The sequence below is a fragment of the Singulisphaera sp. GP187 genome, from assembly GCF_900129635.1.
Taxonomy (GTDB): Bacteria; Planctomycetota; Planctomycetia; order Isosphaerales; family Isosphaeraceae; genus Singulisphaera.
In genome coordinates, this window is sequence record NZ_FSRB01000002.1 from 2906785 (window position 1) to 2925871 (window position 19087).

Here is a 19087-nt window from a genome sequence, read left to right on the forward strand (position 1 = left end):
GCCAGATTATGTGGCGACCGTTTTGCGAGGCTCGGGAGTATGTGCGGTCACTGAAGCTCCAGACCTCCGCCGAATATGGCGACTGGAGTGCGGCTGGTCATCGCCCTTCTGATGTCCCGGCCTCTCCAAACAAGATTTACGAGGAGTGGGTCGGCTGGGCCGACTGGCTGGGTACGGGGGGGCCGCGTCCCAAGCGGTTGTCGAAGGCGACGGAACTGCTCCCGTTCGAGGAGGCCCGTGCTTTCGTCCAGGGCCTGAGCCTGTCGAGCCAGCGGGACTATTTCGAGTGGAGCAAGTCGGAGGAGCGGCCACCGAACATCCCATCCAATCCGCGGCAGGCGTACGGGGCCCAATGGACGAATTGGAAGGACTGGCTCGGGCTGCGGTTGGCTACCATCAGGCCATTCGCGGAAGCCCGGGAATTCGCTCGCTCCTTGGAACTCAGGACGCGACGCGACTGGGTCGAGTATTCCCAGCGTCCCGACTTCCCGAGGGACATCCCCGTCTATCCCGAGAGCTATTACACGCAGAAACTCTGGCAGGGATGGAGCGACTGGTTGGGCGTCTATCAGGAGTGGAACCATCTCTCGATCGCGTCGTTCCTCGATTCCTTGAAGCTCGTCGTCGAGGAATTGCAGGAGGTTGATCTGTATCTCATCCTCAGCCGCAACGGGATGTTGAAGCGGCGTTGGGACCTCAGCAACTCCCACCTCCTCCGGGGCCTCATCGGGGTACGCACGGCCGAAGAGGTCGAGAGGCTCAAGGGGAGCGTCGTCACTTCGGAGCGAAGGGGGGATGGGTCGGCCGAACAAGCCGGGGTTGGCCAAGTATCCGACGTCGTGGACGAATCAGACCTCGAGCTGGGGCGGAGAGCCCGGCTGGGCACTTTGAAGAACTTGGAGCAGCTCAGGTCTTTGGACCGGATCGCCGAGTTGCGGATCACGGACGACGCCGAGATCATCGAGTTCCTGATCGAGAATCGGGTGGCGGCTTTGTGGCAGGCCTTCTTCGACGAGACTCCCGGCTTCACGGTCGAAGGGCTCCTCGGGGCGAAGTACGGCGATTATGCCGGTCGGGCCCGGGACCGCTTCCTGGAGGAGTATCGTTCCGTCATCAGCTTACCCCTGCCCCCCGAGTACGCCTTCACAGTTCGGGGAGAGTGGACCGAACCCAACCTGATGCAGCGGTTAACAGCGTTGAGGCTCCTCCGTCTGCGACGGCTCGGCAATTGGTCCGGGGTGGGTGCCGGTAAGACCAATGCCGCCATCTTCGCCTCCGGCGTGATGAACGCCGGGCTGACCGTCGTGCTGGCAGCGAACGCCACGTTGGAGGGGTGGAAGACCGCCATCCTCGGGATGTTCCCAGACGCCCGAGTCCACGTGAAGGACCCCCTCTCATTTAGTCCGATGCCCGAGGGTCGCAACTTCCTGGTCCTGAACTACGAGTCGTTTCAGCAGGATTGGACCGAGAAGTTCGTCCCCAAATTGACTGATGGGCATCGGATCGATTTCCTCATTCTCGACGAGGTTCAGCTCGCCCGGCAGAGGATGGAGAGCCGGGAATCGTATCGGCGAGAAATGGTCGAGGAACTGGTCGTGAGGGCCACTACCCGGAACCCGGAAATCCGCGTCCTCGGGATGTCCGCCACTCCAGTCGTGAACAACCTGTACGAGGCGAAGAGGATGCTAGAATTGGTCCTCGGCCAGGATTTGAAGGACCTGCCGGTGTCGTCGAGTCTCGCGAATGCCATCAACGTCCACATGCTTCTGAAGCGGGTCGGGCTCCGCCACCGGCCCAATTATGAAATTCAGACGGAGATCCAGACACCGTTCCTCGATGGTATGCACCTCCTCGACGAACTCCAACGGGTGGCAGCTGGGAACATCCTGGCCTTGGAGCAAGCGATCCTCGGCCCGAAACTTGCCTTCCTCTCGGATGTCGTGCGTCCCGGTACGATGATCTACACCCACTACGTGTCGAAGATCATTGACCGAATCGCCGAGGTCGTGGAGGGGAAGGGCCTGACCGTCGGCCGCTACACCGGCGACGACAAGACGGGATTGAGCGACTTCAAAGAACGCAAGGTCGACGTGCTGATCGGGTCGGCACCGATTGGTACAGGAGTCGATGGTCTCCAACATGTTTGCGACCGTCTTGTCTTTATGTCACTCCCCTGGACTCATGCCGAATACGAGCAGATCATCGGCCGTATCAAGCGGAAGGGGTCGGTCTTCGACAAGATCGAGGTCCTGATCCCGATGGTCGCCCTGCGGGAGGACCACGCCGGGATCTGGTCGTGGGACGACTTGAGGAAACGCTGCATCGAATACAAGCGTACCTTGGCGGATGCCGCCCTCGATGGGACGATCCCGCTCGACAAGATCATGTCAAAGGAGGAGATGCATCGCCGTTCTATTGCGGCTCTCCACGAATGGATTGATCGAGTGAAGGGCCGCCCTCCATCCCCGGCGGAGCCCGCGAATCCGGTAGCCTCCGCCTGAGGAGGTGACAGGCTTAGTTGGTGGAGGCCATCTCGACGGCCAGCCCGAAGGCCCTCTCCTTGAGCCGGGCTCCGGTGCCGAACCAGGAGCTATCGAGGCGATTGGCGGCCCGGTCGAACTCCGACTTGGCACGGGTGGGGCGGTGATGGTCGACGTACTCGGTCAGTGCGTTGAACATGGCCCACGAGGTCAGCTTGATCTCGGGGATGTCCTGGCCCTTGCCGTTCTCGAACAGCCGGAACAACTCGTCCCGGACGTTCTGGGACCGGGCGGGATTGCCGTCCTCGGGGTCGGGGTAGAGGGCCTTGAAGTATCCCGAGACCTGGGCGTAGGAAGGGTAGTGACGGGACATGAGGTCAAACTGGTTTTCCAGGTCGTCGAAGTAGCGGGCGGCGATGCCCAGGACTTCCCTTGCCTGCCTGATCTTGGAGGTCAGGTTGCCCTGATGGCGTATGGCAACCCCCTCCCCCCGCCCTTCGCGGTCCGCCATCGCCAATGTGTTGGAGCAGACGCAGCGAATGGAGGTGAAGAAGACCCGGAGGGCGGAGGAGCCGTCGTGGCTGTTGCTGAGGAGGAGGTACTTCTCGGAGACGTCGTCGGAAAACCGGATCCGCATCTGTCCGGGGAGTTTGGCCAATAGCCAGACCTTCTCACCCTTCCGGAGGGCTCCGGCGGTGTGATACCTCAAGGAACCGTCGGCCACGATGGTGTCGAGGAACGCAAAGGCTTCGCGGTTCTGGACTGGGACGTAGGTGTTTCCCACGACCCCGAGGATGTCGTCGGTGTCGGTACGCACGACCGCCCTGCGGCTGGTGACGTGGATGCCGTCGGTGGTGGTCAGGTTGGCGAGCGTGACGTCGTAGTCAAGACTGGCGGCCTGGATTGCTTCCCGTGCGGTGGCGGGGGCGTCGAGACGACAACCCAACCCATGCCACGGGACCTCGCCGACGTAGAACATCGCGGTGCGGCCGTTGACGGTGCAGAGCTCATGACCCATAGCTGTCACTTCCTCTTGAGAGAATCGTGCCCCGAGGCGTGGGCCGGATCGTTCGTGCCTCAAGAGGACTACCCGAGCGACGAGAAGAGCACGCGGGTAACGCCAATGGGACTTCTCATGGGGAGCGAGATGGATCCGAACGTCGAGAGCTCGGATTCATTTCCGGACCCGGTCAAAGTTGTCTCGATGTTGAGCTTTTGAGATGAGGTGAATCCCGATGCGCTGATCCCACTCTGGACTCCGTTCAGGTTGTCGGGGTGGTTGGCATGGTGGGTCCGGAAGGTTTGGAGGGGCTGATGATCGCGGATAACGAAGCCAATGTCGTCTATGTCGCCGACACTCTGGAGTGGAGATTCCCCTCTGTCTTTGAAGGGTTGAGAACCATTCTAGAAAAGCACGGCATCCCATTCCGGACCATCCGGGGGACTCGTGACGTCTGGTGCCGTGATTACTTGCCGATTCAAGTAACCGAGGACCGCTTCGTCCAGTTCCGGTACTCCCCCGACTATCTGACTGGGAAATACAAACACCTTAGGGCCGACGGCGAGATCGGTCCGACGTTGCCGTTCATCAGAAACTGCGTCCGATCCGAGATCGTGCTGGATGGGGGGAATGTCGTCGGGCGGGGAGATCGGGCCATCGTGACGGACAAGGTTCTCTGCGAGAATCCTGGGCGACCGCGAAGCCAGCTCTTCCATGAATTAAAGGACGCCTTGAATCTGAGGGAGTTGATCGTCATCCCTCAGGAACCTCTTGACCCGATCGGCCACTCGGACGGGATGGTCCGATGGCTGGACGACCGAAGGGTCGTTGTGAACGACTACAGGGACATCGGCGAGCGGTTTCGGTCCAGGATGCTTCGATCCCTCGAACGCTTTCGACTCGAACCCATCGAGATTCCTTACTGCCCCCAAAACGGCGGACGGGGGGGAATCTCGTCGGCCGTAGGCAACTGGGCGAACTTCCTCCACGTAGGTGGGCTGATCATCCTGCCCATCTTCGGATTGGAGGATGACCAGACCGTCTTACAGAAGCTCCGGGAGCGATGCCCTCAAAATGCGATTGAGGGGGTAGTTTGTCGGGATTTGGCGGAGGAGGGAGGAGTCGTCAATTGCGTGACCTGGCAGGTGAACCGGGCTCCGGCGGGGCACGTGGGATAGGGTTCGCCCCGTCCATGACAGAACAGGAACCCCTGTCCTCGGACTTTTTTTTGATCGGCCGTCGCTGAAGGGCGGGCGATTGTTCAGCCTCACCCGCCTCTGTACAATTGAGGCCTATGGACAAAAGAACCGTAAATGTTCTGGACCTCGTCAACTCGGTGCTGAAAGGATCGTGATGCGTGTCCCGAAAACGCTTACCCAAGGCCCAAGCGATTGTCGATGAGATTCTTATTACCTGATTGCCGGCCGTCGACTTGTGAGACTTGAAGGCCGTCGGATCGCCGCGGAGACCCGGATAAGAGAGGAACATCCATGGGCCACAAAAGACCGGCCGTTGTCCTCCTCAGCGGCGGACTGGACTCGACGACGACATTGGCTCTCGCCCATCGGGACGGTTTCGACCTCTTCGCCCTGAGCTTCCGTTACGGGCAGCGTCATCTTGCCGAGCTCGAGGCTGCCCGTCGGGTGGCTGAGAGGCTCGGCGTCGTGAAACACATCATCGCGGACATCGACCTGCGTCAGTTCGGAGGCTCCGCCCTGACCTCGGATCTCGACGTTCCCAAGGGACGGACACCAAACGAGATGGGTGCTGGGATACCCGTCACGTATGTCCCGGCCAGGAACACGGTCTTCCTTTCCTTCGCCTTGGCCTGGGCCGAGGTCCTGGGATCGACCGACATCTTCATCGGGGTTAACGCTCTTGATTACAGCGGTTATCCCGACTGCCGTCCGGAATTCATCGCGGCTTTCGAGTCAATGGCGAACCTAGCCACGAAAATGGGCGTCGAGGGATCGCGGCCTCTCACCATCCACACCCCCCTGATCGCCCTGACCAAGGCCGAGATCATCAGGACGGGGATCGAGTTGGGTGTGGACTATGCGATGACGGTGACTTGTTACGATCCCTCTCCCGGCGGCGAAGCCTGTGGAGCCTGTGACGCGTGCCTCTTGCGTCGAAAGGGATTCGAGGAGAACGGTCTGAGCGACCCGGCTCGTTACGTTTCGGAAACCGCGGTGGTCCCATGAGCTACGCAGTCAAGTCCATCTTCTACACGCTCCAAGGTGAGGGGGCGAACACCGGCCGACCGGCTGTCTTCTGCCGGTTTGCGGGGTGCAACCTCTGGTCAGGACGTGAGGAAGACCGGCTCACCGCGAAGTGCTCGTTCTGCGACACCGATTTCGTGGGGACGGACGGACCTGGGGGTGGGCGGTTCCACTCGGCCGGGGAGCTGGCACAGGCGGTCCTGGGTTACTGGCCTAGCCCGCCGGCCGTTGGGCGGCCATTCGTCGTCTGCACGGGCGGTGAACCGCTCTTGCAACTAGACGAAGCCCTCGTCGTGGCCCTGCACGACCACGGTTTCGAGATCGCCGTCGAGACCAACGGCACCGTCCGACCGCCCCGCGGACTGGACTGGATCACGGTCAGCCCGAAAGCCGGGTCGGACTTGGTCATTCAGGCCGGTCAAGAGTTGAAGCTGGTTTTCCCTCAGGCAGGGCTACGGCCGGAGCCCTTCGAGGGGCTGGATTTCCGCCACTTCTTCCTCCAGCCCATGGATGGGACGGAGGCCGAGGTTAACACCCGGCTCGCCGTGCGGTACTGCCTTGAGCACCCGTGTTGGAGGTTGAGCCTCCAGACCCACAAGATGCTGGGGATCCCCTGATGCTTGACCTGACGGGTGGTGTGAATGACACGCGGGGAACGGAGCCGCTGGTCGACGTCCAGAACCACGCCGACGATCGATGCGTCCCCATCGACCAGGTCGGGGTGAGCAATCTGCGTTACCCGATCGTGGTGCTTGACCGTGCCAACCAGAAGCAACCGACCGTGGCGAGCCTGTCGATGTCGGTCAACCTGCCCCACCACTTCAAGGGGACGCACATGAGCCGCTTCGTCGAGGTGCTGAACGAGCACCGCGGTGAGGTGACCATGTTCACGCTTCCCGCGATCCTTGACGGGCTGAGGTCGCGGCTTCAAGCCGAGAGTGCCCGCATCGAGGTCCGGTTCCCTTACTTCCTGGAACGCGTGGCCCCGGTTAGTGGGGCTCGAGCCCTGATGGGTTACGATTGCTCATTCATCGGCGAAGCGAGCGAGGCTGGGGAGGACTTTGTGCTGGGCGTACGGATACCCGTGACCAGCCTCTGCCCGTGCAGCAAGGCGATCAGCGATTACGGGGCCCACAACCAGCGGGGGCACGTGACGATCGAGGTGCGTGGGGGACAAAACGGTGGGACGGGTCCCGAACTCATCTGGATCGAGGAACTGGTCGAGGTAGCGGAGCGGTCCGCGTCAGCCCCGGTGTTCGCCCTGCTGAAGCGGGAGGACGAGCGGTTCGTGACGATGCAGGCCTACGACAACCCGGCGTTCGTCGAGGACATCGTGCGGAATGCGGCCCTCATCCTCCGCGTGGATGAACGAATCACCTGGTTCCGGGTCCACGCGGAGAATCAGGAAAGCATCCATAACCACGATGCGTTCGCCCAGGTCGAGTGGGCCCGAATCTGACCGGAATACCCGGGTCTATCGACGGGCAGCGGGAATTGTTCGAAGGAATTCGTCCATCACGCGGCTTCGCATGGGTAGCAACTCGGAGTTTTTCCAGCATTAATGATGCGAGAACTAGATGCTCCTTGCGACTTCCCGGCCCGATATCGCCTGGATTGAGCTATCGAGATGACTACGATCAGAGAATCCATGGAGGCCATCGGTTTCGGGATGCCTGCGGTTGTTGCACTCTCCCCTGACCTGAGGCGTGCTTATCAGCACTTCGCCGAATGGAAGCTGGATACTCATTGCGGGTCCGAGTGCCAGAAGCTGTTAGACCTGGCAACCCCTCTGCTGGAAGCCGCTGACCCGGCGGCCCGTCCTGAACTTTGGCGAGGAATCGTTTCCGCCATGGCGATCATTTGCGTAGGCTAGGTTTCGAGGAACTGCATGACGCGGATTCTAGTGGTCACTTCCTGCACGGGCGAGAAGCTCGTCGAGACCAATGGTGCTCTGACCCTCGATGACTTCCAACAAGGCGGGGACCATCTTGCTCAACGTGAACGGAGCCTTTGCGAGTTCATGACCCCGGCTGAGACCCTGTACACCGGCCAGCAGCATGTCCGGCTCATGCGAGGAGTTCGGGCCTTTCGAGACAACTCCCGAGAAGTAAGTCGGAAGGATAACCTAGAACTTTGGGTCATCTCGGCCGGTTACGGCTTGATCCCTGGCGATCGCAAAATTGCCCCGTATGAATGCACGTTCCAGGGGATGAGAACCAAGGCCCTTCGGTCGTGGGCAGATCAGCTCGGGGTGCCGGCGGCTATCCGAAAGCTCCTCGCACGGCCCTTCGACCTGGCCTTGATCAACCTGGGAGATGCCTATCTCGAGGCATGCCACTTGGGCCCGGACGTGACGCTCGGAGGGCCAACCATCTTGTTCTGCGGGACGACGGCGGCCAAACGCTTGCCCCGCCTGGATCAACTTCGCGTCGTGACGCTCTCCAACCCGCAAGCCAAGCGGTTCTCGTGCGGCTTGGTGGGGCTGAAGGGGGAGGTCTCGGGACGGATCCTTGAGCGGATGGCCCAGGAACCCGAGGCCATGCTGCGGCAATCCGTCGACCCAATGATCGACGTCCTCGACATTCTGGATGGTTCGGCGTCCCCTGTGAAGGCCACAAGGGCGAAGGCTAGGGTCAATCCGGTCGTCGATCGGGTGATCACAATCCCCGTTCCGTGGCGGCAGAAGCCACACCGTGATCGGCTCCGCTACTTCATCCCCGAGTGGGACGACCTGGTTGATCCCGAGTACGATTTCGAAACCGATACCCATTCGGGAGGCTCTGGCGACTGGTCGAATCAGGTCTACGCACACCAGATGTATCCCGAGCCCAACTATGACGGGATCCTCGTCTCCAAGGTCGTCGCGGAGAAGAGTAAGAAGAAGAAAGAGCGGATCAACGCCCTCGGCGTCCATCGGTTTCTCAGAGTCCCGCCCGATTTCCCGGTCATGGGGGACTGCGGGGCTTTCGGGTACATCCAGCAGGAACATCCGCCTTACTCGACCGAGGAGATTCTCGATTACTATACCCGCCTTGGCTTCGATTATGGGGTCTCCGTCGACCACCTCATCGTGACTGCGACGACAGCTCAGAAGCAGCATCGTTACGAGTTGACGATCCATAACGCTGAGGAGTTTCTCAAGGAGCACCGGAAACGACGATTGCCGTGGGAGCCGATCGGTGCCGTTCAGGGCTGGGACGCCAAGAGCTATACCGAAGCAGCCCGCAAGGTCGTCAAGATGGGGTATAATTACATCGCACTAGGCGGTTTGGTCAGGACATCCACATCCGACATCCTGACGATCCTCGAAGACGTCCATCACGTCGTGCCGGATGGCGTACAGGTCCACCTCTTCGGGCTCGCCCGGCTAAACGCAATATCCAATTTTGCCAGGCTGGGCGTGAATTCGGTCGATAGTGCCTCCTACCTCCGCCAGGCATGGATGCGGATCGGCCAGAGCTATCTTTCAGAGCACGGTGCATATGCCGCTCTGAGGATACCCGAGGCTGGCAAAAGCTTCCGTGCAAAGCAAATGACGGGTCACGCCGAGCTCAGTGAAACCCGCATCCAGAGCCTCGAGCAATCCGCGATTGGGAGCGTCCGAGCCCTTGCCCGGGAGAAATGCTCGGTCGAGACCTGCCTGGATCATCTGCTCGAATACGATCGCTTCGTCACGAGCGACCGGGTCAATATGACAGATTTGTATCGCCGAACGCTCACGGACCGCCCCTGGGAACGGTGCCCCTGCAACATCTGTCGCCGATGGGGCGTCGAGGTTATCATCTTCCGGGGCAACAACCGCAACCGACGGCGGGGCTTCCACAACACCTACGTGTTTTACGATCTGCTTCAGAAAGCCCTGCGAGGGGACTCGGTTGATCTCCAAGACACGACGGCGGAAGAGGCGGAGGAACTTCCTCTCTTTGCGTCGATCCCGGGGCAAGCAATTTGAGATTCGACCTTCACCTTCGAGCCGGCATCAAGCAACAGATCGACGACCTCGCGGAAGAGATGTGTCGGTGGGAGGAAACACCCCGCATCGCCGAGGCCGAGGGCCGGAAGATCCGGAATGCCGTAAGTTCGTTTTCGCACTGTACGCAGGTAGGCGACCTCAGGATCGGCGGCGTCGACGGCTCGGGCGACTATCCGTCGGTCGTCTACGCCGACTCGTTCATCTACGTCACGGTTGCACACGGTACGATTTACGAGTCCGAATTAACTTGTGGATTGCGAGAGTGCTCTCCTGGCTTCGACCCTGTCATTGACTTCACCTGGCTCCCGGGAGCGGAACTTGCTTGGAGATCAGCCCTGGACACTGCGTTCGAACGGCTCGCAGGTCGTTCGATTGACGATGTCCTTCAGGACTCGGATTATAGAAAGCTCAAGTCGGATGCGACCGGGCGGGCCCAGCCGGTCAAGGTTCTGAAGGAGGCTTTGGTCCGGCCTCATGCGTCCGACGCCGGCAACATCGGCATCCAGCTCCGATCGCTGGGCGAGCTGGGGGCGGCCTTGCGGTTGATCAAGTGCCCGCACCGGCTCGACTACGTCTTGATGGATGGGACGCTCTCGCTACCCTTCGTGACGCGGACCGATCTTAGCCTCTTCCAGGAGCATCTCAAGCGGCTATGCTGCGTCGAGGCCCGCAGCCGTGGTGTGGGCTTCTTCGCCCTGAGCAAGTCGCACGGGCTCCCCTCGATGGAGCTGATCGAAGAATTGGCCAGGGAGCACCAGGGGCTAGATCGCGGGAAACCCGCCGAGCACTGGTTCCTCCGGATTCCCACAATTGAACTCGACGGTTGGGAATCGCAACTCGTTGAAGGTCGCAGGATTCCGCCTCAGGGGGCGATTTCTTATCTGGTCCGGTTCCATCGAACGACGCCAGTACTCCGCCTCGACATGGATCGCGATTACTGGATTCGATGCGTGCGTGGAGAAGTGGGTGAGCAGACCCTTGCAAACGAGCAAAGGATCTTCGAGAATCTCGACTATTCCGGCCACGATCAGCGGTGTTTCGGGTATCCCTACCCTATCAAGGCCGGACATGATCGGGCCTCTTTGACTAAAGCAGAGCGTGTCGCTCTCCGCAAGCAGATCATCGACGCGGCGGTCCGGGCTGGGATGAAGCGGTCCCTGTTCCGCGACGCTTCTCAGGCGACGGGACACGAATAGGCGGTCCGATGGCAACCCTGGATGAGCTCATCGGATGTCTGGGCGTGCCGTTCGGCGTCTTGGCCGAGAGTAACACGAATCAATTGACTGTCATCGCCCGCGACACGGACGTTGCCGTGGGCGACCTGTTCCTCCTTCCGTGCCGCCGCGGCCCTGACCGAATTTACATCTTCCGGACCAACCAGTATGCGAACGTGCTCAATCGCACGATCGAGCTGGACGACGTGGCCCGGAACAAGTTGACGATGCCGGACTCGTACCTATCGGAGGATCTCGCCGACGAGAAGCTGATCGAGCTCGTCGGAATGGTGATGGGCTACGCGGAGTGGAACCCGGGGGAGGACGACTGGGATTTTCACCGTCCCCGCCGGCTTCCCCAGCACCTCTCGGACGTCTACCTGGTCGATCACGCGAACCCGCAGATCGGTCAGGTCATCCGAACGCTACTCCGCAGCCAGCTCGGCGAGTCCGGGATCTACGTAGGCGACCTCCTCGCGGGCGAGCGACCCCTGGCTGGCGTGCCGGTCTACTTGCCCCCGTTCGCCTTTTCCCACCACCTCGGCATCTTCGGTCGGACCGGCAGCGGCAAGAGCAACCTCATGATGGTCCTGCTCCGCTCGGTGCTGGAGCATAACCGAGGGGTGGCCTTCGGCACCACCCCCGGCCCTCGCGTCTCGATACTCGCCATCGACCCGCACGACGAGTTCCGCACCTGGCATGCGGCGATCGGCGGTGCCGATGGGATCCGAGGGATCGTCGAAGGGTATGGTCAGGGCGAGAGGTCCGAGCTAATCGAGCCGTTCTATTACCTGACAGCGAGGGATGCTGGCGGGGCCCTCGAACGGCGAGTGCGGCTCTCGCGGGCCGACCTGGTCCCCGACGACCTGGCCAGCGTGATGGAGTTCAGCGAGCAGCAGGTTGCCTTTGCGAACCAGCACTACGCGACCTTCGGCGAACAGTGGGTGGGCCGGCTGCTGCTAGGCGACCACGGAGAGGCCGCCGGGGGGCATGGTGGGGAGGTGGGGGCGGCCTTCCTGCCGGGCACGGTGTCCGCCGTCCAGCGGAGGCTCGCTTTCCTCCGTCATGGGCACACGCGGGTCTTCACCCGGTTCGACCCGGAAGCCGGCCTGCCCTACCTCTCCGACTTGCCAGACATTGTCTGTGCCCTGGAGCGGGGCCGCGTGATCGTCGTCGACACGACTCTGATGTCGGAGATGGAACAGTTCCTGATGACGACGGTCGTCGCCAGGGTCGTGTTTGGGCTCCGGAGAGCAATCCGATCGGCTGAGACGGTCGAAGACCTGCGGCGAGAGATTCGGCACGCCTTCGACAACGATCCGGAAGAAGGCCATCTGGGCCAGCAGAGCTTGGCCGACCGGCTGGTCGAGCAACTGGACGGAGGCGATCTGCCGTACTTGGATGGGGCGACCGTCAGGTCTTCGGAGCACCTCCCGTTCATTAACGTGGTGATCGAGGAGGCCCCCAGCGTCCTGAACCCAGATCGGCTCAGATTTGGAAGCATCTTCCGTGACATCAGCCGGCAGGGCCGGAAGTTCGGTATCGGGCTGACGGTCGTGAGCCAGCAGGTCAGCGTGATCGACCATGGGGTTCTGACGCAGCTCAACACGGAGCTTACCATGTCTCTCGGCAACGACCTCGAACGCCGGGAGGCCACACGCAATGCTTCTTCCGACCTGTCCGGGTTCGAGCGAGAGTTGCAGGTGATAGGCAAAGGCCAGGTCGTAGTTACCGGATCGTACCGGGACATGCCGCTTCCGATCCAGATTCCCAGATTCGAGTGAACGGGGTCATGACGGCAACAGAAATGAACGTGTTTCGGGATTTCTGAAACCACGAAATGGTGCATCAATGGCTGGCGAAGCTCAAGGCAAGTTCTACGAGGCACTTACGTACGTTCTGATTGCTGATTCGAAGATTCTCGGCGGGTCTCAATTGTATTGGGACAAGCCAGTTGCCGGACTGTCAAAGCGGCCTGATTTGGTCATCGGGGCCTCTCTGGATCATATCGATGCAGTTATCATGGTGACGCATAGCGGCTCAGCCAAAGAGTCAGAGAAGAAATATTGGAGGAATGCATGTGAATATGTTGAATCAAAGTTGTTTCTTGGAGGCAATCCATTTGTTCTTAACCTGGTTTACAATGCGGCAATGAAGCCCAACATTAAGGTGGTTTCGAAGTACTCGTTCGACGCGTCTATTATCGTCGAGGACGAAGCATTTGGCCCAACGCTTCTGACTTGGGCGGGGACTGCAATGGATAGCATTCCTCATGATGGCGACACCATTCAGTACGTTAGGGATCGCTTGCAATGCGATCTTGGTGCAAATCCCAAGCTGGCTACTGCGGTATCCGATCTTCGGCAGATGCTTATCGATGCGTTGCGAAACGCGAAGTCACTGAAGGCTCCGCTGATTAGTACAAGAACGCGAAAGGCCTTATCCGCAGATAAGGAGGCCCGCAAGACCGCATTGCGACGAGGCATCGCGAAAGCGATTTTGGTCGGAGATATCGACGCGATTTGGCAGCCTGCCAATACACAGAGCACATTTGCTGCACCGGATTACTGCAAAACGTTAAATTTTCACAAACCCTCGATCCTTGGAGACGTCGTTTGCGATCAGGACCTCATGTGGCTTCGGGAGAATCTGAGCCGAGAGTCCGTAAAGGAGATTATAAGCAATTGCCCAATCAAACAGATGCAGGTCTGGGTCGAACCTCTCAAAAACTTGGCGATCCTCGACCAATCGCAAGCATATGCTGCACAGCACTGGGATGAGTTGACAACTCCCGAGGGTCTCTATCATCATTTGGTAAAAACAAGTTCACGTGAATACATCAAATCTCATTTCGAGAACCGTTTCATTCCCCCAGGGTGGCTCTTCGACTATCTGCGAGAATTGTACAAGTCACATAAGAAGAGAAAGACGGCTTGGGGGTGGGCCGCCTTGGTGAAGGATTTGAAATTGGTCGATAAAGACTCCGCCTACCGCAGCTTTGTCTCTGAAGTTACTGGCATTCCAATTGAGGAGCTGAGCAATGATTGGAGTGGATTTCGCACCGTCACTTACGCATTGCCAGAGTGGATCATGGGGGATTCCAGGGCCAATTTTAAACTGAGGCCGACAGATCTGCCTCGGCTAGCTTACACATTCGCACCCAGGCTGGCCTCGGTACCCAAAGCGGCCCTGGAGGAACTTAAGCAGAGGATTCTGGGCTTCTACATCGCAAACTACCTGGAGGCAAAGCTGATTCAATACAGGAACTTCGATCCATTACGCATTCTGATCGAGCTCGAGTTGTCTAAAGCCGGCCTGCCGTACGAGTTCGTTGAGCGGTTCCCTTCAGCATTTGTTGAGAAGGCCACGGCAGCAGGTGAACGGTTTAACGTTCGAACCGGAGCAACTTCTGTATTGCGTTGCAACGACATGCTGATTTGTTGGAGGAGCGTGACCGGTCTCGGCAGAGACCACAAACAGAAAGAGTTGATCGCGAGAGCATTCGCTATCGGGCACACGTGGGGTGACGGTGGGTTCCGAGCGAGATCGAAGGTCAAGCGGTTGATTCTTGTCTTGGATGGTGATGTCGATGAACCAGACATTAAGGCTCTCTCTCGAGGGGGATGGGATGAAATCTTCTACCCCAACGAGCTGGACTCCCTCCCAATATCGATCAACATGTGATGCAATCAAATGAGCCGCAATTTAATTATTATAACGTTTTAAACGTATAATTACATTTGGTGTGGTCGGCTAAGTCTGGGGTTGAACTAAAGAAGCGGCGGAGTTTGTAGGAACTACCGTCCGGGGGCGACTCATGATCTCGTCGGCGTTGTTTCTGCAAGCCCTCAAGAACGGTACGGGTCGTACCCCGAACGCCGGCCAGAAGCAGGCCGTCGAGGCCCCCGGCGGAGCCGCCCTCTTCGTAGTCGCCGGGCCCGGAACCGGCAAGACCGCCACACTGACAATGCGGATGCTCAAGTTGATCTTCGTGGACGGGGTCGCCCCGCGAGGGATCCTTGCGACCACGTTCACCCGGAAGGCCGCCCAGGAGATCCGATCGAGATTGCTGACCTGGGGGTATGCGGTCCAGGAGGAACTCGTCTCGAACGGCAAACTCAGCAAGATGGACCGGCTTTGGCTCGAGCGGGTCGACATCAACCAGGTGCGGACGGGCACGATCGACGGCGTCTGCGAGGAGCTTCTTCGCGATTTCCGCGATCCCGGCACCGACCCGCCGATCCTCGCTGACAAATTCGTCTCGGACACACTGCTCCTACGCCAAGGCCTCTTCCAGTCGGACCGCTACAAGGACGACGACCTCGACACCTTCCTCTGCAATGTCCGAGGGACGGGCCGCTTCGGCTGGAACATCGGGGCCAAGAACAGCCTCGTCCGCACGATCTGGGACCGACGCCACCACGATCAGATGGACTGGGTGAAGTTCGCGGGTTCCGGAACCAGCCAGGAAGAGAAGCAAGCGATCACGCTGCTGGACTCCGCCCTGACCGATTACGCCAAGGAACTCGGCGATCGACTCATGGTCGACTTCGCCCAGCTGGAGCAGACCGTGCTCGCTCGCCTGGCGGCGGGCGGCCTCACGGAGTTCGCCGAGGAGTTGAAGGTCGTCCTCGTGGACGAATACCAGGACACCAACCTGCTCCAGGAGCGACTGTATTTCCAACTGGCCCAGCGTTGCGGCGGTGCCCTGACCGTGGTGGGGGATGACGATCAGAGCCTCTACCGGTTCCGCGGTGCGACGGTGGACCTCTTCAGCAACTTCGAGAAGCGGTTCACCTCGACGCTCGGTACGAAGCCGACGAAAATCTTCCTCAACGAGAATTACCGTTCCTCATCGGTCATCATCGATTTTGTGAACGATTACGCGAGCCTCGATGCCGGCTACCAGGGCGTTCGAGTGGCCGGGAAGCCCCGACTCGTGAACCCGAAACCGCGTGACGCCGAGATGCCCGTGCTCGGGATGTTCCGGAATTCTATTGAGGACCTCGCGGGCGATCTCGCACGTTTCATCCACGCTGTTACTCGCGGAGACGGCTTCGAGGTGAGAGGGCAATGGATCAGGGTTGATCGGGAGGCCTCGGGCGACGTCGGGGACTGTGCCCTCCTCTGCAGTTCCCCCCAGGAATACGGCAGCGGGACCCCCCTCAAGGAGAGGCTGCCGCTCCTCCTGAGGCGGGAGCTGGGGCAGCTGAACCCGCCCATCCCCGTGTTCAACCCGCGGGGGCAAGACCTCGCCGTGATTCCTTCAGTCGAGCGGCTCGGGGGGTTGTTGCTCGAGTGCCTCGATCCGGGAGGCCCAATCCAGTCTGTGATGCGAGGCCTCTCGAACGAGATCCAGGCGACTTTCAACACGTGGCGAGCCAGGACGCTCGCCTGGCTTGACGGGGACAGTAAGCTAGAGCCGCTCCGTGATTACGCGGTGAACTGGGCCAGCCGAGACGCGGATCGCCCTGGATATGCTTGGCCCAAGAGCACGCCCTGCATCGAGCTGCTCTACGCCCTCATCCACTGGATGCCCGAGCTTCACGACGACCCCGAAGGGCAGGTCTACTTGGAGGTCTTCACGAGGCAGCTCGGGGCGGCGGAACAGGTCAGCGGATTCAAGGCTCGAGTCGTCACCGATCCCGATAAGCCGGATCTAACGCGGACTTCCGTCGGTCATCTACTCCTGTACTTCCTCGCCCCGATCGCCTCCGGTGCGGCCGGGGTCGACGAGGAGTTGATCGAGAGCTTCCCTCGTGACCGGCTGAACATGCTGTCGATCCACCAGAGCAAGGGACTCGAGTTCCCGTTAGTCATCGTGGACGTCGGTTCCGACTTCAAGGGTAGATACCCCGCCCAGGCTTTCAAGCGGTTCCCCCGGAATCCCGGCCCGCCGCACAATCTCGAGGACTTGCTGCGGCCTCACAGCCCCCTGGCGACCCTGAGGCGGAGCGGTCTCGATCGTGCCTTCGACGACCTCTATCGCCAGTATTTTGTGGCATTCAGCCGACCACAGGACGTGTTGCTCCTGGTCGGCCTGAACGCCACGCGACCCGGTGGTAACGTCGAGAATGTTGCCACCGGACGGGATAGGACCGGCGTGAATCGCTGGTCGCCCCCGCCGTTTCTGGAGATCTGATCGATGCCGCTCTCCGTCCGCCCGCCGATCAACACGCTCCCCTCGTACAGCCTGACCGGCGACCTACTCGGCTTCCTCCGATGCGGCCTCCAGTACCGCTACTCCCGGGTGGGCAATCTCCCCCCCTCACACCCCGTGCAGCTCTGGTTCGGCCAGTTCATCCACGCCGTGCTCGAAGAGTCATATCGCCAGGTCAAGGAGGCCAAGTGCGAGATGCCGCCCTGGCCGCAAGACAAGCTCGACGGGATCATGGACCGGATCGACCGGCGGTTGGCTGCACGGAACATCCGCTGCTGGGATGACGCGTCGGAACACCTGGGGCGGCGGCGGGCTACGGCCGCCGTGAACGAGCTGGGTCCGCTCCTCTTCCCGCTGATCAACCAGGCGGAGGTCCGCGTCCGGGGGGCGAGGAAGCTGCCGGCCGGGCTGGAGGGAGTTGTCGCCAGGGACATCGAGCGTTACGAGATGCTCGGCGTCATCGACGTCGTGACCCAGGTCGAACTCTTCAACCCCAAGTTCCGGGGCAACAAGCTCCTGGAGCTGGTCGTCGAGGAGCTCCCCAGCACGCCGCCTCAGGAATTCGAGGTGATCGTCGACTATAAGGGTATGAAGCGGCCCGATCAGTCGGAGGCAGGGGCCGGACTCTGGGAGATCTACGAGTGGCAGATCCACACCTATGCCCACTTGCGGTCGCTGCTCACGACGAAGCCGATCATCGCCGGAGTGCTGGTGTATCTGAATGAATTGGTGCCAACGAAGACCGACTTCTTCGCCCTACGAAGAGCTCTTAAGCGTACTGTCACACAAACCCTGTTGGAATCCGTCACCTAATTCTTGTGGGTATGGCTTCGGGGCCCTTCGAGATAGGAGATTCGAATGAACCGGTCAGAACGACGGTTTCGTGCTTGCAAATGGCTGCTGATCCGCCTTTTGGTCGCCTGTTGATCTGGGTCGTTGGTCGTGTCCAGGACATTCTGTTGGATGTCGCTGAAGATCGTTTCACACGGATTGTCGTCCGGGCTTCGCTTTGGCAGGCTGGTCCATTGCAGCCCCAATCGTCGCATCATCGCACGGGTCGCTCGGGCCTTGATCGGGTGGGCCGGATCCCGATCCAGGGCCAACCGCAGGAGGCGTCCGGGATACCATCGCCGGATTCGCCGCAGGAATTGGCAGACGTACTTCGCCCCCTTGCCCGGGTAGAAGGCCCAATGGACACGGCCGTGGTTCACGTCATAGAGCAAAAACAGGTAGAACCGACCGCGGATCTTTTGGTTGCGCTGCAAGACCAGGCGCTTGGCCGTGGTGTAACATCGTCCGCCGTACGCCTTGACGGTGATCGGCTGGACGTCGAAGAACGCCAAGACGGCCCGACGGGGTCGGTGTTGCCACCACACTCTCAACCGATGCAAAATCACACGCCGATTCGGGTCGGTGCTGAAGAGTTTGCGGCGGATGCGGCGAAATGTATACCCCCCTTTTTGAGCACCCGACGAAGGTGCTCACGGCTGATCGACTTGACGATTTTCTCTCGGATCAGGACGTCACGCAACTTGGCCAGGGTCCAGCGGCCGAACGGCAACCCGAGGGTCGTGGGCGATTGGCCGGCCAGGCGCCAAACGGCCGCGATTTGCTCTTGGGACAGGTGTGGAGGAGCGCCGACGGTGCGCGGTCGGCTCAGAGAGGACAGGCCGTGCTGCGCGAAGTCGCGGAGATCGGCATATACGGTGTTGACATGGACATGGAGCAACCGGGCGATCGCGGTGGCGGAAAGATCGGCGGAGCGAAGCAAGAGCACCTCCGCGCGACGACGCTGCCAAGGTCGTAGAGGCTTCTCAAGCCATTGATGGACCCGGCGGAGTTCGGCCGGGGTCGGTTTCCGTGCTGTCAGAGGACGTGACATGGTGGAACCTCCGCTCTGGGTGGACCACCAACCATTCTAACAAAACAGGCGACAAGAATTCCGACAGGGATTCTGTGACGCTACGCTTAAGGCCCGGAACGAGAATGTCATCCTCCCCGACCCGGGCAGCGAGGACGAGAAGATCCTCCGGGAATG

The 19087-nt window shown here is 60.4% G+C and carries 14 protein-coding genes; 11 read left to right on the forward strand and 3 right to left on the reverse strand.

From position 1 onward, the window contains the following. Nucleotides 1-41: 41 nt before the first annotated feature. Nucleotides 42-2501: a helicase-related protein gene (locus tag BUS42_RS35690; RefSeq protein ID WP_159452337.1), complete on the forward strand. Its 2460-nt coding sequence runs from the start codon at nt 42-44 to the stop codon at nt 2499-2501. Between the two features lie 13 nt (nt 2502-2514). On the opposite strand, the gene BUS42_RS35695 is transcribed toward BUS42_RS35690, so the two are convergent. Further along, nucleotides 2515-3498 carry a DUF932 domain-containing protein gene (locus tag BUS42_RS35695; RefSeq protein ID WP_074315171.1) on the reverse strand — a complete coding sequence of 328 codons (984 nt, stop codon included), beginning with the start codon at nt 3496-3498 and terminating at the stop codon, nt 2515-2517. Nucleotides 3499-3794: 296 nt separating this feature from the next. On the opposite strand from BUS42_RS35695, the gene BUS42_RS35700 reads away from it, so the two are divergent. The 10 genes from BUS42_RS35700 (at nt 3795) to BUS42_RS35750 (ending at nt 17862) form a co-directional block, all read left to right on the forward strand. After that, on the forward strand, nt 3795-4658 hold the full coding sequence (locus tag BUS42_RS35700) for an agmatine deiminase family protein (protein ID WP_074315173.1): 864 nt from the start codon (nt 3795-3797) through the stop codon (nt 4656-4658). A 312-nt stretch (nt 4659-4970) separates the two neighbouring features. Beyond that, nucleotides 4971-5684: a 7-cyano-7-deazaguanine synthase QueC gene (gene queC / locus BUS42_RS35705; protein ID WP_074315176.1), complete on the forward strand. Its 714-nt coding sequence runs from the start codon at nt 4971-4973 to the stop codon at nt 5682-5684. Then, nucleotides 5681-6319 (forward strand): 7-carboxy-7-deazaguanine synthase, encoded by a 639-nt coding sequence (gene queE / locus BUS42_RS35710; protein ID WP_074315178.1) that lies wholly within the window; start codon nt 5681-5683, stop codon nt 6317-6319. Before queC ends, queE begins: the two co-directional genes overlap by 4 nt. A gap of 47 nt (nt 6320-6366) precedes the next feature. After that, entirely contained in the window at nt 6367-7161 is a 795-nt protein-coding gene (gene folE2 / locus BUS42_RS35715) for a GTP cyclohydrolase FolE2 (protein ID WP_074315759.1), read from the forward strand. A 429-nt stretch (nt 7162-7590) separates the two neighbouring features. Continuing rightward, nucleotides 7591-9654, forward strand: a complete 2064-nt coding sequence (dpdA, locus tag BUS42_RS35725) for a tRNA-guanine transglycosylase DpdA (protein ID WP_074315184.1) — start codon at nt 7591-7593, stop codon at nt 9652-9654. Continuing rightward, nucleotides 9651-10871 carry a hypothetical protein gene (locus BUS42_RS35730; protein ID WP_074315187.1) on the forward strand — a complete coding sequence of 407 codons (1221 nt, stop codon included), beginning with the start codon at nt 9651-9653 and terminating at the stop codon, nt 10869-10871. The genes dpdA and BUS42_RS35730 overlap by 4 nt, the downstream gene beginning before the upstream one ends. An 8-nt stretch (nt 10872-10879) precedes the next feature. Continuing rightward, nucleotides 10880-12673, forward strand: a complete 1794-nt coding sequence (locus BUS42_RS35735; RefSeq protein WP_074315189.1) for an ATP-binding protein — start codon at nt 10880-10882, stop codon at nt 12671-12673. Nucleotides 12674-12740: 67 nt separating this feature from the next. Then, nucleotides 12741-14573, forward strand: coding sequence for a hypothetical protein (locus BUS42_RS35740; protein ID WP_074315190.1), 1833 nt, complete (start codon nt 12741-12743; stop codon nt 14571-14573). A gap of 133 nt (nt 14574-14706) precedes the next feature. Beyond that, nucleotides 14707-17031: a UvrD-helicase domain-containing protein gene (locus BUS42_RS35745; RefSeq protein ID WP_083671047.1), complete on the forward strand. Its 2325-nt coding sequence runs from the start codon at nt 14707-14709 to the stop codon at nt 17029-17031. Between the two features lie 3 nt (nt 17032-17034). Continuing rightward, entirely contained in the window at nt 17035-17862 is an 828-nt protein-coding gene (locus tag BUS42_RS35750; RefSeq protein WP_074315193.1) for a PD-(D/E)XK nuclease family protein, read from the forward strand. Here the strand turns inward: BUS42_RS35750 and BUS42_RS35755 are convergent. Together BUS42_RS35755 and BUS42_RS35760 are read right to left on the reverse strand one after the other, a co-directional pair. Then, on the reverse strand, nt 17859-18392 hold the full coding sequence (locus BUS42_RS35755; RefSeq protein ID WP_074306750.1) for a transposase: 534 nt from the start codon (nt 18390-18392) through the stop codon (nt 17859-17861). The genes BUS42_RS35750 and BUS42_RS35755 overlap by 4 nt on opposite strands. A 50-nt stretch (nt 18393-18442) precedes the next feature. Beyond that, on the reverse strand, nt 18443-18931 hold the full coding sequence (locus BUS42_RS35760) for a helix-turn-helix domain-containing protein (protein ID WP_074306751.1): 489 nt from the start codon (nt 18929-18931) through the stop codon (nt 18443-18445). Nucleotides 18932-19087: the final 156 nt, after the last annotated feature.

What these genes read in the sequence shown, in the direction of transcription:
- BUS42_RS35695 (WP_074315171.1), bottom strand. Translation starts at nt 3,498, where the DNA reads ATGGGTCATGAGCTCTGCACCGTCAACGGCCGCACCGCGATGTTCTAC.
- BUS42_RS35700 (WP_074315173.1), top strand. Translation starts at nt 3,795, where the DNA reads ATGATCGCGGATAACGAAGCCAATGTCGTCTATGTCGCCGACACTCTG.
- queC (WP_074315176.1), top strand. Translation starts at nt 4,971, where the DNA reads ATGGGCCACAAAAGACCGGCCGTTGTCCTCCTCAGCGGCGGACTGGAC.
- queE (WP_074315178.1), top strand. Translation starts at nt 5,681, where the DNA reads ATGAGCTACGCAGTCAAGTCCATCTTCTACACGCTCCAAGGTGAGGGG.
- dpdA (WP_074315184.1), top strand. Translation starts at nt 7,591, where the DNA reads ATGACGCGGATTCTAGTGGTCACTTCCTGCACGGGCGAGAAGCTCGTC.
- BUS42_RS35735 (WP_074315189.1), top strand. Translation starts at nt 10,880, where the DNA reads ATGGCAACCCTGGATGAGCTCATCGGATGTCTGGGCGTGCCGTTCGGC.
- BUS42_RS35740 (WP_074315190.1), top strand. Translation starts at nt 12,741, where the DNA reads ATGGCTGGCGAAGCTCAAGGCAAGTTCTACGAGGCACTTACGTACGTT.
- BUS42_RS35745 (WP_083671047.1), top strand. Translation starts at nt 14,707, where the DNA reads ATGATCTCGTCGGCGTTGTTTCTGCAAGCCCTCAAGAACGGTACGGGT.
- BUS42_RS35750 (WP_074315193.1), top strand. Translation starts at nt 17,035, where the DNA reads ATGCCGCTCTCCGTCCGCCCGCCGATCAACACGCTCCCCTCGTACAGC.
- BUS42_RS35760 (WP_074306751.1), bottom strand. Translation starts at nt 18,931, where the DNA reads ATGTCACGTCCTCTGACAGCACGGAAACCGACCCCGGCCGAACTCCGC.